This window comes from Pseudomonas sp. GW821-FHT01A09 (assembly GCF_058986725.1).
Genome location: NZ_JBYSWB010000006.1, coordinates 128268 through 141529 on the forward strand (window position 1 = coordinate 128268; position 13262 = coordinate 141529).

General features: G+C 62.9%; 10 protein-coding genes. 9 read left to right on the forward strand and 1 reads right to left on the reverse strand.

Annotation, left to right across the window (positions count from 1 at the left end):
- Window positions 1–11 precede the first annotated feature (11 nt).
- Window positions 12–2681, reverse strand: coding sequence for a pyruvate dehydrogenase (acetyl-transferring), homodimeric type (gene aceE, locus AC3WJP_RS09885; protein ID WP_493720730.1), 2670 nt, complete (start codon window positions 2679–2681; stop codon window positions 12–14).
- A 174-nt stretch (window positions 2682–2855) separates the two neighbouring features.
- Between aceE and AC3WJP_RS09890 the strand changes: the two genes are divergently transcribed.
- The 9 genes from AC3WJP_RS09890 to kdpC all read left to right on the forward strand — a co-directional run bounded on the left by AC3WJP_RS09890 (window position 2856) and on the right by kdpC (window position 13249).
- Window positions 2856–3308, forward strand: coding sequence for a MarR family winged helix-turn-helix transcriptional regulator (locus AC3WJP_RS09890; RefSeq protein ID WP_493720731.1), 453 nt, complete (start codon window positions 2856–2858; stop codon window positions 3306–3308).
- Window positions 3309–3528: 220 nt separating this feature from the next.
- On the forward strand, window positions 3529–5085 hold the full coding sequence (locus AC3WJP_RS09895; protein WP_493720732.1) for an MFS transporter: 1557 nt from the start codon (window positions 3529–3531) through the stop codon (window positions 5083–5085).
- Window positions 5086–5104: 19 nt separating this feature from the next.
- A complete protein-coding gene (locus tag AC3WJP_RS09900; protein WP_493720733.1) occupies window positions 5105–6169 on the forward strand; it encodes an HlyD family secretion protein in 1065 nt (354 codons plus the stop codon).
- Complete coding sequence (locus AC3WJP_RS09905) at window positions 6166–7635, forward strand: efflux transporter outer membrane subunit (RefSeq protein ID WP_493720734.1); 1470 nt, start codon at window positions 6166–6168, stop codon at window positions 7633–7635. The genes AC3WJP_RS09900 and AC3WJP_RS09905 overlap by 4 nt, the downstream gene beginning before the upstream one ends.
- A gap of 70 nt (window positions 7636–7705) precedes the next feature.
- Window positions 7706–8602 (forward strand): LysR family transcriptional regulator, encoded by an 897-nt coding sequence (locus AC3WJP_RS09910; RefSeq protein ID WP_493720735.1) that lies wholly within the window; start codon window positions 7706–7708, stop codon window positions 8600–8602.
- Between the two features lie 216 nt (window positions 8603–8818).
- Window positions 8819–8908, forward strand: coding sequence for a K(+)-transporting ATPase subunit F (gene kdpF, locus AC3WJP_RS09915; RefSeq protein WP_226504855.1), 90 nt, complete (start codon window positions 8819–8821; stop codon window positions 8906–8908).
- Window positions 8909–8911: 3 nt separating this feature from the next.
- A complete protein-coding gene (gene kdpA / locus AC3WJP_RS09920) occupies window positions 8912–10606 on the forward strand; it encodes a potassium-transporting ATPase subunit KdpA (protein WP_493720736.1) in 1695 nt (564 codons plus the stop codon).
- 13 nt (window positions 10607–10619) lie between these two features.
- The gene (gene kdpB, locus AC3WJP_RS09925; RefSeq protein WP_493720737.1) at window positions 10620–12668 is read left to right on the forward strand and encodes a potassium-transporting ATPase subunit KdpB; all 2049 of its coding nucleotides are present in this window, start codon (window positions 10620–10622) and stop codon (window positions 12666–12668) included.
- A gap of 20 nt (window positions 12669–12688) precedes the next feature.
- A complete protein-coding gene (gene kdpC, locus AC3WJP_RS09930) occupies window positions 12689–13249 on the forward strand; it encodes a potassium-transporting ATPase subunit KdpC (RefSeq protein ID WP_493720738.1) in 561 nt (186 codons plus the stop codon).
- Window positions 13250–13262: the final 13 nt, after the last annotated feature.

A 13262-nucleotide genomic window follows, 5' to 3' on the forward strand; every position in this document is an offset into this window, starting at 1 on the left:
CAGCCAGCGAATTACACGCTCGCCGGATCGACTTTGGCAGGATCTATGCGCAGCTGCTCCAGCGCCTTCGAAACGACGCTTCGCGCTATGGCGCCCTCGTCGGCCAAAGCTTTCAACGCGGCGAGCACGATGAACTGGCGGTCCACTTCAAAATGCCGGCGCAGCGCCTCACGAGTGTCCGACTGGCCAAAACCATCGGTCCCCAGCGCGACGAACCGGCGGCCCTGGACGAACGGCCGGATCTGATCGGCGAAGATCTTCATGTAGTCGGTGGCGACGATCACCGGTCCGTGGCGGTCGGCCAGGCAGTCTTCGACATGGCAGGTGCGAGGAGCGAGGTCCGGGTTCAGCAGGTTCCAGCGTTCCACGGCCTGACCCTCCCGGCGCAGTTCGGTCAGGCTGGTGGCGCTCCAGATGTCACAGCTGACCCCGTAGTCACGGGCAAGGATGTCGCCCGCCGCAATCACCTCGCGCAATATCGAACCGCACCCCATTAGCTGCACATGGGGCACACCCTGTTTCGCCTCGGTCCTCGATAACGGATACAGCCCCTTGAGAATGCCTGCACTGACGCCCTCGGGCATCTGCGGGTGCGGGTAGTTCTCGTTGAGCAAGGTGATGTAGTAGTAGACGTCTTCATTCTCGACGTACATGCGCCGCATGCCTTCCTGGATGATCACCGCCAGTTCGAATGAAAAGGTCGGGTCGTAGGCGACGCAACAGGGAATGGTCGAGGCCAGCACGTGGCTATGGCCGTCGTCGTGTTGCAGGCCTTCGCCCATCAGCGTGGTGCGCCCCGAAGTGGCGCCCAGCAGGAAGCCGCGGGCACGGGCATCGCCGGCGGCCCAGGCGAGGTCGCCGATACGCTGGAAGCCGAACATCGAGTAGTAGATGTAAAACGGGATAGTCATCACGCCGTGGTTGGCGTACGCGGTGCTGGCCGCGATCCAGGACGACATGGCACCGGATTCGTTGAGGCCCTCCTGCATGATCTGGCCGTCCTTGCTCTCCCGGTAGTAGCTCAGCTGACCCGCATCTTGCGGGGTATAAAGCTGACCCACGTGGGAGTGGATACCGATCTGCCGGAACAGGCTTTCCATGCCGAAGGTGCGCGATTCGTCGGGCACGATGGGCACCACCAGCTTGCCGATCTGCTTGTCCTTGAGCAGCGTGCTGAGAATGCGCACGAAGGCCATGGTGGTGGAGATTTCCCGCTCGCCTGTGCCTTGGAGTTGCGCCGCCAGGGCCTCAAGCGGCGGAATGGCCAGCGGCGCGACCTCGACGTGACGCGCCGGTACATAGCCGCCCAGCCTGGCGCGCGCAGCCTGCAGGTAGCGGGTTTCCTGGCTGTCGGCGTCCGGCTTGAGATAGGGCAGTTCGGCCAGTTGCGCGTCGCTCAGGTTGAGGTCGAAGCGGTCACGGAAGGCGCGCAGGGCGTCGATGCCCATCTTCTTCTGCTGGTGGTTGATGTTCTGGCCTTCACCTGCCTCGCCCATGCCGAAGCCCTTCACGGTCTTGGCCAGGATCACCGTAGGTGCGCCGCTGTGGCGCATGGCGGCGGCGTAGGCGTTGTAGACCTTGAGCGGGTCGTGGCCGCCACGGGACAGCTTCCAGATATCGTCGTCGCTGAGGTCGGCGACCAGCTCCAGCAGCTGTGGGTAGCGGCCGAAAAAATGCTCGCGCACATAGGCGCCGTTCTGCGATTTGTAGTTCTGGTAGTCGCCGTCGACGCATTCCATCATGCGTTGGCGCAGCAGGCCGCTGCGGTCCTTGGCCAGCAGCCGGTCCCAGCCGCTGCCCCAGATCACCTTGATGACGTTCCAGCCGGCGGCGCGGTAAAGGCTTTCGAACTCCTGGATGACCTTGGCGTTGCCGCGCACCGGGCCGTCGAGGCGCTGCAGGTTGCAATTGACCACGAAGATCAGATTGTCGAGCTTCTCACGCCCGGCCAGGGAGATGGCCGCCAGGGATTCGGGCTGGTCCATTTCGCCGTCGCCCAGAAAGGCCCAGACCTTGCGGCCCTGGTGTTCCTTGAGCTGGCGGTTTTCCAGGTAGCGCATGAAGCGCGCCTGGTAGGCGGCGGTGATCGGCCCCAGGCCCATGGACACGGTAGGGAACTGCCAGAAATCGCCCATCAAGCGCGGGTGCGGGTAGGAAGAAATACCGTCGCGGTCGGTTTCGCGGCGAAAGTTGTCCAGCTGCGCCTCGCTGAGCCGGCCTTCGAGGAAGGCCCGGCCGTAGATGCCCGGCGAGCTGTGGCCCTGGATATACACCAGGTCGCCGGCGAAAGTGTCGGTGCGACCACGGAAGAAATGATCGAAACCGACGTCGTAGAGCACCGCCGCCGACGCGTAGCTGGCGATGTGGCCGCCGACGCCGGAATGCTTGCCCGCGCGCAACACCATGGTCAGGGCGTTCCAGCGGATGAAGGCATTGAGGCGGCGCTCGATACCGAGGTCGCCGGGGTAGGGCAGTTCGCGTTCGGGGGCGATGCTGTTGACGTACGGGGTGGTGACCCGGCCGTGGAAGTCGCCGTGGCGGGCGACATCGAAGTCCAGTAGCTGGTCGATCAGATAGTGCGCGCGGGGACGGCCTTCAACCTCGATGACCGACTCCATCGAGTCGAGCCATTCGCGGGTTTCTTGCGGGTCCTTGTCCTGAAGCGTCGATTGCTCATGCATGGCCGATCTCCTTGGGCAGCGTTGGCGGGAACCCTGCGAGCGGGCCCCTGAAGGGGGTGATGCCAGCCGACGAGGGCTGCTGATTGTTTTTGATTGCAAGTGCAACTATGTGCCGAATCTATCCCTTGCTGGCGTACAATTGCAACTAAATTCCCCGCGCTTCAGGAGAGCCCAATGGCTCAGCAATCATCCGACCTCTGGTTCAACTTCGTCCGCGCCCACCGTTCGCTGATTCGCGAAATCGAGCGCCGCCTGGCGGCCGAAGGCTTGCCTGCCTATGCCTGGTACGACGCCTTGTGGGGCATCGAAAGCGGGCCCAAGGGCATGCGGCGTATGCATGAACTGGCCGATGTGATGGTGATCGAGCGCTACAACCTCACGCGTTTGATGGACCGCCTCGAAGCGCAAGGCCTGGTCGAACGGCGCCGCACCGAGGCCGATGGCCGGGGTGCGATAGCCTGCATCACCAGCAAGGGCAAGAGCCTGCGCAAGCGCATGTGGAAGGTGTACGAGGGCGCCGTGCAGGAGTTGTTCCTCAGCCAGTTCGACGCAGCGGGGCAGCCTGCGTTCGCCGCGGCGCTGGAGCAGGCGCGCCTGGCGGCCAACGCGAGCGCTGCAGGTCAGTGACGTCGGCAGGCCTGGGCAACTGCCTGCTCGGCCGTAGCGGCGCGTAATGGCCGTCACGCGAACAGAGCTCCCCCGATTGCGTTTCGGTTAACTCAGACGTAGCAAAATGTCACTTCTGAGCCCTCGCAGCACTGCATAAGATCCTTGCTCCTTCATCGTCAGGAGCAATGAACATGGCTTCGTTGGTAGCACCAACCGTTCCATCAGCGGGTGTGGTCTCGTGAACTCGGTGGCCAGCCCGTTAACCTCAGCTGCACGCGGCGTGCCGGCCAGTGGTCCCGCCAAGCCTGTCGCCGCCGCTTTTGGCGTGCGCATCGCCACGGGGCTGATCGGTATCCTGCTGGCCGTTCTGGTGTCCGGCTTCAATGAGAACGTGACCAAGTTCGCCATGCCGGACATTCGTGGTGCCATGGGGTTGAGCTACGACCAGAGCACCTGGTTGCTGGCGGTCTATTCGGCGACCTCGGTGACGGCCATGGCCTTCGCGCCCTGGTGCGCAGTCACCTTCACGTTGCGTCGTTTCAAGCTGTTCGCCATCGGCGTGTTCACGCTATTGGGTGTGCTCAGTCCCTTTGCGCCCAACTACGAATCGCTAGTTGTACTACGTATTTTCCAAGGCTTCGCCGGTGGTGCGTTGCCGCCGATGCTAATGTCGGCGGCGCTGCGCTTCTTGCCGCCCGGTATCAAGCTTTACGGCCTGGGCGGCTATGCACTCACTGCCACCTTCGGCCCCAGCTTCGGGTTGCCGCTGGCGGCATGGAGTGTTGAGTATCTGGGCTGGCAGTACGCGTTCTGGCAAATCATCCCGGCATCGCTGATCGCCATGGCGTGTGTAGCCTGGGGCCTGCCCCACGATCCCCTGAAGCTGGAACGGCTCAAGCAGTTCAATTGGCGGGGTCTGTTGTTGGGCCTGCCGGCGTTGATCATGATCGTCCTGGGGTTGGAACAGGGTGAGCGCCTGGATTGGTTCAACGATCAACTCATACGCCTGTTGATCGGCGGTGGCGTGGCGCTGTTCGTGTTGTTCCTGGTCAACGAATGGTCGGCACCGGTGCCCTTTTTCAACATCCAGATGCTGCGCAATCGCAATCTCACCCACGCGCTGATCACCCTCGGTGGCGTGCTGTTCGTGTTGCTCGGTGTGATCATCGTGCCGGCCAATTTTCTCGCCGAGGTGCAGGGCTATCGTCCGTTGCAGACCGCACCAGTGCTGCTGTGGGTGGCAGTGCCTCAGTTGCTCGCTCTGCCGCTGGTAGTCGCGTTGTTGAACAACCGTGTCGTCGACTGCCGGCTTGTCCTGGCGGTGGGCCTGGGGTTGCTGGCGCTGGCGTGCCTGATCGGTTCCCATGTCACCCAGGCGTGGCATCGCGAAGACTTCTACCTGATACAGATGATCATGATTTTCGCCCAGCCGATGGCGGTCGTGCCCTTGCTGATGCTCTCCACGGGTGGCCTGCAACCCGCCGACGGCCCCTTTGCGTCGGCGTGGTTCAACACCGTCAAAGGCTTTGCCGCCGTGGCCGCCAGCAGCGCGTTGGAAACCATGACGCTGCACCGGCTGCATTTTCATTCGACGATGCTGGTTGATCGCTATGGCAGCAATCCATCGGTGACCGCAGGCACCGCCCCGCAGCACATGGCCCAGCGTCTGCACGAGCAGGCCGTGGTGTTGACCTCATCCGACCTGTACCTGTGCCTGGGCGCCGTCGCCGTGCTGCTGATCGCGCTGATTCCCATCTTGCCGACGCGCATTTTCCCGCCGCGCGCCGCCTCTTGAACTCTCAGGAAGTTGAAAAATGAGCCAAGCAATTGCTTCGAAAAAGTTGTTATGGATGGTCGTCACCGTGCTGTTGGCGGTGGTGCTGGCCGGCGCGGTGTGGCGCTTCGTGTTTGGTCAGAGTGCGGTGCAGAGCACCAACGATGCCTTCGTCACTGCCGACTTCACTCTGGTGGCGCCCAAGGTGTCCGGCTTCATCGGCGAAGTGCTGGTGGAGGACAATCAGCCGGTCAAGGCCGGGCAGGTATTGGCACGCATCGATGCCAAGGACTATGAAGCGGACCTCGCCGCCGCCAACGCCGCCATCGCCACCGCCCATGCCAACGCGCAGAACGCCGACGCCGCACGGGTACGTCAGCAGGCGCTGATCGAACAGGCCAAGGCCGTCGTGGACGGCGATGTGTCTCTGGTCGAATTCGCCCAGCATGAGTTGCTGCGCTATCAAAACCTCGCGGGGCAGGGGGCCGGTACTCTGCAGAACTTCCAGCAGGCCAGGAGCCGCTTGCAGACGGCCGAGGCGCTGAAAGCCGAACACCGTGCGGCCGTCAATGCCGCCACCAGGCAACTGGAGGTGCTGGGGGCACAACATAGCGCCGCGTTGGCCGAAGTGCTGCACGCCGAGGCCATGCAAAAGCGCGCCAGCCTGGCCCTTTCCTATACCACGCTGGTGGCCCCGTTCGACGGCACCGTGGGCCGCCGCAGCGTGCGCGTAGGGGCCTACGTGAAGCCAGGGGACAACCTGATGGCCGTGGTGCCGATCGCCCAGGCCTATATCGTCGCCAACTTCCAGGAAAGCCAACTGACCGATGTGCTGCCCGGCCAGACCGCCAGCGTGGCCGTGGATACCTTCCCCGGGCATGTGTTCAAGGGGCATGTGCAGAGCATCGCGCCGGCGACGGGCGTCACCTTCGCAGCGGTGGCGCCCGACAACGCCACCGGCAATTTCACCAAGGTCGTCCAGCGGATCCCGGTGAAGATCGTGCTCGATGACCTGCAGCCCATGACCGCGCGGTTGCGCGTTGGCATGTCGGTCGAAGCACAGATCGACACCCACACCACTAACCCCGAGGTGACCCAGCGATGAAGGCGAACCTGATCCCCCTGTTGGCCGGTGCATGCGCTGTGCTGGGCCTCAACGGTTGCACGCTCGGGCCGGACTTCCAGGCGCCGAGCACACCGCTAGGTGCGCAGTGGCAGCAACCAGATGCCCCGACCACTCGCAGTCGCGCGGTGCCTGGCGACGTCGACAGCCAATGGTGGCGCAGTTTCGGCGACCCACAGCTGACCGCATTGCTGGCCGAGGCCCAGGCCAATAATCTGGATTTGCGCGTCGCCGCCAGCCACGTCGAGCAAAGCATCGCCGCACGCGCCACGGTGAGCGCAGACCGCCTGCCGAGTATCGACGCCACGGGCGACTACAGCCGTGCGCGGGGCTCCGCACGTGGCCTGTCGGATATCTCCGGGAACAATGGCAAGGACAATTACAACGTTTGGAACAGCGGCCTGAATCTCGCCTGGGAAGCCGACCTGTGGGGGCGCGTGCGGCGCTCGGTGGAAGCGGCGGACGCCAAGGTGCAGGTCAGCGTCGAGGAGCAGCATGCGGCGATGGTGTCGATCATGGCCCAGGTCGCCCGGGACTACATCGAGCTGCGCGGCACCCAGAGCAGCCTCGAGGTGACCCGGCAGAACCTCGATATCGCCCGCCATAGCCTGGACCTCACCCGGGCGCGATTGGCGCAAGGTGTGGCGACCGATCTGGAGGTAGCCCAGGCAGCCGCGTTACGCGCCTCGATCGAGGCGCGTGTGCCGGCACTGGAGCAGCAGCGTAGCGTGCTGATCAACGCCCTCAGCTTTCTGGTCGGGCGTCAGCCCGGCGCATTGAACGCTGAACTGTCGCCCAGCAAAGCCATCCCGGCAGGCCCCGCCAATGTCCCTATAGGGCTGCCCAGCGAGCTGGCTCAGCGGCGCCCGGACATTCGCCGCGCCGAGGCAGACTTGCACGCGGCGACAGCAGCGATCGGCATTGCCAAGGCCGACTTCTATCCGCGCATCAGTCTGTCGGGCAATGCGGGCTTTCAGGTCATGCAGCTCGCCGATCTGGGCAGTTGGGGCTCGCGCACCTTTGCCTTCGGCCCAAGCCTGAGCGTGCCGATCTTCGCGGGTGGCCGCCTGCAAGGCCAGTTGCAACTGCGTGAGAGCGGCCAGCGCGAAGCCGGGCTTGCCTACCAGCGCACGGTGTTGGCGGCCTGGCATGAGGTGGACAACGCCTTGAGCGGTTATCAGGCCGACCAGCGCCGGCACCAGAGTCTTGAGCTGGCGGTCACCGAGAGCCAACGGGCGCTCGCCAGTGCCCAGCAGCAATATGCGCAGGGATCGGTGGATTTTCTCAACGTATTGGCGGTGCAGAACGCCTTGCTGGCGAACCAGGCTGCCCTGGTGCAAAGCACCGCCGACGTGTCGCTCACGCTGGTGACGCTTTATCAAGCCTTGGGTGGTGGGTGGCAACAGCCGGCTCAGGCCGCCCTCGCCGGGCACGGCAGACAATGGTGATGACACTACCTCGCGGCCCATGTGCTGGCTATTGACTTGAACGCCTTGCGGTTTTGGATATTCTTGAGCGATGAAAACACCTGACCTGAATCTGCTTGTCTCCCTCCATTGCCTCATCGAAGAGTGTTCCGTGGTAGGGGCGGCACGGCGGATGAACTTGAGCGCACCGGCCATGAGCCGAACGCTCGCGCGTATTCGCGAGGTCATGGAAGATCCCATTCTCGTACGCTCGCAGCGCGGAATGATGCCAACGCCCAAGGCCCTGCAGATACAGGAGCAGGTGCGCGGTATCGTGGAGCTCGCCCAGGGCTTCTTCGTGCAAAGCCAGGGTTTCGACTTGAGTACCATGAGCCGAACTTTCAGTATTCGCGCCAATGACGTATTCGTCGGCGCTTATGGCGTAAAGCTCGCGGCGATACTGAAAGAGCAGGCGCCAAATTCGGTTTTGCGTTTTGTCGCTGAAAGCGATCTGGAGGTGGACCCCCTCAATGCTGGCAGCATTGATCTGGTGATAGGTTCGTCGCGAAAATTCGGCGCGGATATCAAAGTGCAGAACCTCTTCAGTTGCCCCTTCGTAGGCATCGCGCGCACTCATCATCCGATATTCGACGAGGGAATCACCCCTGAACGCTTTGCCTCGTTCGATCATATAAGCGTTTCGCGGCGTGGTCGTTCGCAAGGCCCCATCGACGTCGCCTTGGCCGAGCTGTCTCTGACACGGCGTGTCGGTTATATCGTTCCAACCTTTCACGCAGCCCTGTTTGCAGTGGCTGACTCCGATCTTCTGTTGCCCGTGCCGGTTCCGATGCTGGAAAAGATCAGCCATCTCGGTTTGAATCTGCGGACTTTCACCCTGCCGATCCCTACCACCAGCGTCATGATCGTTCAGGCATGGCACCCGCGTCTGGAGCACGATGAAGCGCACCGTTGGTTACGCCGCACTTTGAAGGTCATGACTGCCGATTGAGATCGGACCTCTCGATAATCAAGTATGTGCTGGTGCCAGCGCCAGGCGTCGCGGTGCCTGGTACAGAATAAATACCGATGGACCCTGGTTTCATCTCTCAGCAAAAAAATTACGCATTCTTTATGCGTGCATTGGCTCGTCCATCTAGAGACTTTACGGGCGTCCCCAGGAAAATCTTCAACACGCGGCATACACCGTACCTTGGAGATTCTGGTAATGAACGTTCTGGATGGGATTTCACTCATGCTCGCCATAGGGCTGTTTGCCTACCTGCTCGTCGCGCTGTTGCTCGCGGACAAGGGGTAAGCCATGCACAGCTATGACTATGGTTTGATCATCGCGTTCTTGTTGTTGGTATTGGTGCCCGCGCCGTTTCTGGGGCGTTTCTATTACAAGGTGATGGAGGGCCAGCGCACGTTTCTGACGCCGATACTGTCGCCTGTAGAGCGCGCTTGCTATCGGTTGTCAGGGCTCGACGCCAAGGCTGACCAGAGCTGGCAGCACTACACCCTGGCGCTGTTGGCGTTCAATCTGGCCGGTTTCGTACTGCTCTGGCTGATGTTGATGTTTCAGGGCGCCCTGCCACTCAACGACCAGCACTTCCCCGGCATGGAATGGACACTGGCGTTCAACACCGCCATCAGTTTCATGACCAACACCAACTGGCAGGCGTACAGCGGTGAAGCGTCGCTGTCTTACTTGAGCCAGATGGTTGGCTTGACCGTGCAGAACTTCGTCAGCGCCGCCACCGGCATGGCCGTGCTGGTCGCGCTGTGTCGCGGTATCGGTCGCCGTTCGGCCAATTCGATCGGCAACTTCTGGGTCGATATGACCCGGGCCACGCTTTACGGTCTGTTGCCGCTGTGTCTGATCCTCGCGCTGTTTCTGGTATGGCAGGGCGTACCGCAGACCTTCGCTCATTATGTCAGCGGCCTGACCCTGCAAGGCGCCGACCAGGTCATTCCACTTGGGCCCGCGGCTAGCCAGATCGCCATCAAGCAATTGGGTACCAACGGTGGCGGCTTCTTCGGCGTCAACTCGGCGCATCCTTTCGAAAACCCCACGGCCCTGAGCAACCTGTTCGAACTGGTGTCGATCATTTTGATTCCGGCCGCGCTGGTGTTCACCTTTGGTCATTACGTCAAGGATCTGCGCCAGAGCCGGGCGATCATGGCCTGCATGCTGACGCTGTTCCTCATCGGCGGTGCGGTTTCGCTGTACGCCGAGTATCAGCCCAACCCGACGCTCGATCTGCCGATGGTCGAGCGCACTGCGCCCCTCGAAGGCAAGGAAAGCCGTTTCGGCACCACCGGTAGCGTGCTTTGGTCAGTGACCACCACGGCGGCCTCCAACGGCTCGGTCAACGCCATGCATGACAGCCTCAATCCCCTCAGCGGCATGGTGGCCATGGTCAACATGATGCTAGGCGAGGTGGTGTTCGGCGGCGTCGGTGCCGGCCTCTACGGTATGTTGCTGAACGTGCTCATCGCCGTATTCCTGGCGGGTTTGATGATCGGGCGTACGCCGGAATATCTGGGCAAGAAGCTGCAAGCCCGTGAAGTGCAACTGCTGGTTGCCACGTTGCTGGTGATGCCTATCGCCGTGCTGGTACTGGGCGCCATCGCTTCGGCCTTGCCCGGTCCCGCCGGGGCGGTCAGTAATCCGGGGCCCCATGGTTTCAGCCAGTTGCTTTACGCCTACACCTCGGCGGGTGCCAACAATGGCGCGGCGTTCGGAGGCTTCAGTGGCAACACGCCGTTCCACAACCTGATGCTGTCGCTGGCGATGCTGATCGGGCGCTTTGGCTACATCCTGCCGGTACTGGCCCTGGCCGGTAGCCTGGCGATGAAGAAAACCGCGCCTGTCAACGGCAACACCTTCCCCACCCATGGCCCGTTATTCGTAGCGCTGTTGACCGTGACCATCCTGCTGGTGGGCGGCCTGACGTTCTTGCCGACGCTGGCCCTGGGGCCGATCGCTGAACAACTGAGTATGGGTTTCTGAGGCCTGGACGATCATGACTATTCCTGTTGCTACACCCGCTGTTCAACCACCCGTCAAGACCACCATGTCGGCCCTGTGGCGTCCCGCCCTGGTGCAGGCATTCGTGAAGCTGAACCCCCGTGAACTCAAGCGCTCGCCGGTGATGCTGGTGGTCGAATTGACCGCCATTCTGACGACCGCGCTGTGCGCCATACCGGACCCGACGGTACCGACCTTCATCGCCGTGCAGATCGCCCTCTGGCTGTGGTTTACCGTGCTGTTCGCCAACTTCGCCGAGGCGCTGGCCGAAGGGCGCGGCAAGGCTCGCGCCGACAGTCTCAAGGCCGGCAGCCAGGGGCTCGAAGCACGCCGTCGCACGTCCGGCGATATCTACGAGACGGTATCGGCCAGCAGCCTGCGCAAGGGTGACATAGTGCGCGTCCAGGCCGGGCAGATGATCCCTGGCGATGGCGAGGTGATCCAGGGCATTGCCGCGGTCAACGAAGCGGCCATCACCGGCGAATCCGCTCCGGTCATTCGCGAGTCCGGCGGGGATCGCTCAGCGGTCACCGGCAACACCCAGGTGGTCTCGGACTGGTTGATCATCGAAATTACCGCAGACCCCGGTGAGTCGACCCTCGACCGCATGATCGCGCTGGTCGAAGGTGCAAAGCGGCAGAAAACCCCTAACGAAGTCGCGCTGGACATTCTGCTGATCGGCCTGACACTGATCTTCCTGTTGGTGGTGGTCACTCTGCAGCCGTTCGCGCATTTCTCGGGGGGCAGCCTGCCGCTGGTGTTCCTGGTGGCCTTGCTGGTGACGCTGATCCCCACCACCATTGGCGGCTTGCTCTCGGCGATCGGTATCGCCGGCATGGATCGCCTGGTGCGCTTGAATGTGATCGCCAAATCCGGCCGCGCGGTCGAGGCCGCCGGTGACGTGCACGTGCTGCTGTTGGACAAGACCGGCACCATCACCTTCGGCAATCGGCGTTGCAGCGCGCTGTACGCCGCCCCTGGGGTGACGGCATTGGAACTGGCCGAAGGCGCGCTGCTGGCGTCGCTTGCCGATGAAACGGCCGAGGGCAAATCGATCGTCGAGTTCCTGCGCCAGCTGCACAAGATCAACGAACCGGCCACGACGGCGTTGGTGCCGGTCGCCTTCAGTGCCGAAACCCGCTTGTCTGGCGTCGACTACGACACTCATGTCTACCGCAAGGGCGCGGTGGACTCGTTGCTCAGGTTCGTCGACATGCAGCGTCTGGACCTGCCCGCCGTACTGGCCCGCGAAATCGACAAGATTGCACAAAGCGGTGGTACGCCACTGCTGGTCTGCCGCGACAAGCGTCTGCTTGGCGCCATCCACCTCAAGGACGTGGTCAAGCCCGGTATCCGTGAGCGTTTCGAAGAACTGCGCCAATTGGGGATCCGCACCGTGATGGTGACGGGCGACAACCCGCTGACCGCCGCCGCGATCGCCGCTGAAGCCGGCGTTGACGATGTGATCGCCGAAGCCACACCGGAGAAGAAGCTCGCCCGCATTCGTCAGGAGCAGGAAGACGGTCGTTTGGTCGCCATGTGCGGCGACGGCGCCAACGACGCTCCGGCGCTGGCCCAGGCTGACGTCGGCATGGCCATGAACGATGGCACCCAGGCAGCGCGCGAAGCGGCCAATATGGTCGATCTGGACAGCGACCCCACCAAGCTGCTGGACGTGGTGCGCATCGGCAAGGAGCTGCTGGTGACCCGCGGCGCGCTGACGACTTTTTCCATCGCCAACGACGTGGCCAAGTACTTCGCCATCCTGCCGGCGCTGTTCGCGGCGATCTATCCACAGTTGGGCGTGCTCAACATCATGGGCCTCACCAGCCCGCAGAGCGCGATCCTCTCGGCCATCGTGTTCAACGCGCTGATCATCGTGGTGTTGATTCCCCTGGCCCTGCGTGGCGTGCGCGTCAAGGCCGCCAGCGCTGCCCACCTGTTGCGCCGCAACCTGCTGATCTATGGCGTCGGCGGCCTGATCGTGCCGTTTGTGGGCATCAAGGCCATCGACGTACTGCTGACCGCGTTGCATTTGGTATGAACCTCACTGGAGCTTCGAACATGAGCAAATTGATTCGTCCGGCGCTTAGCCTGGTGGTCCTGATGACCCTGATCACCGGCGTGGCGTACCCCTTGGTCGTCACCGGTATCGCTCAAGTGGCCTTTGCGCAGCAGGCCAACGGCAGCCTGGTACGCGACGCTGCCGGGCAAGTGCGAGGCTCGTCCGTGATCGCGCAGGATTTCAGCGGCGACGAGTGGTTTCACCCACGGCCCTCGGCAGGCGCCTTCGCGACCGTTGCCAGCGGCGCCAGCAACCTGGCGCCGAGCAATCCGGCGCTGGCGACGCGCGTCAAGGACGATGCTGCCAGGCTGTATGTGGACGGGCAGGGGCCGGTGCCCCTGGCCCTGCTGACCACTTCGGGCAGCGGCCTCGATCCGCATCTGTCGCCCGCTGCCGCGGCGTATCAAGTGGCAAGGGTAGCGGCGGCCCGTCACCTCTCCGAGCAGTCCCTGCAAGACTTGATCGTGGCGCATACGCAGACTTCCCTGGTAGGCCCGCCGGTGGTCAACGTGCTAGCGTTGAATGCCACACTGGAACACCTGCCCTTGGCCTCCCGATGATAGCGAGCAATCC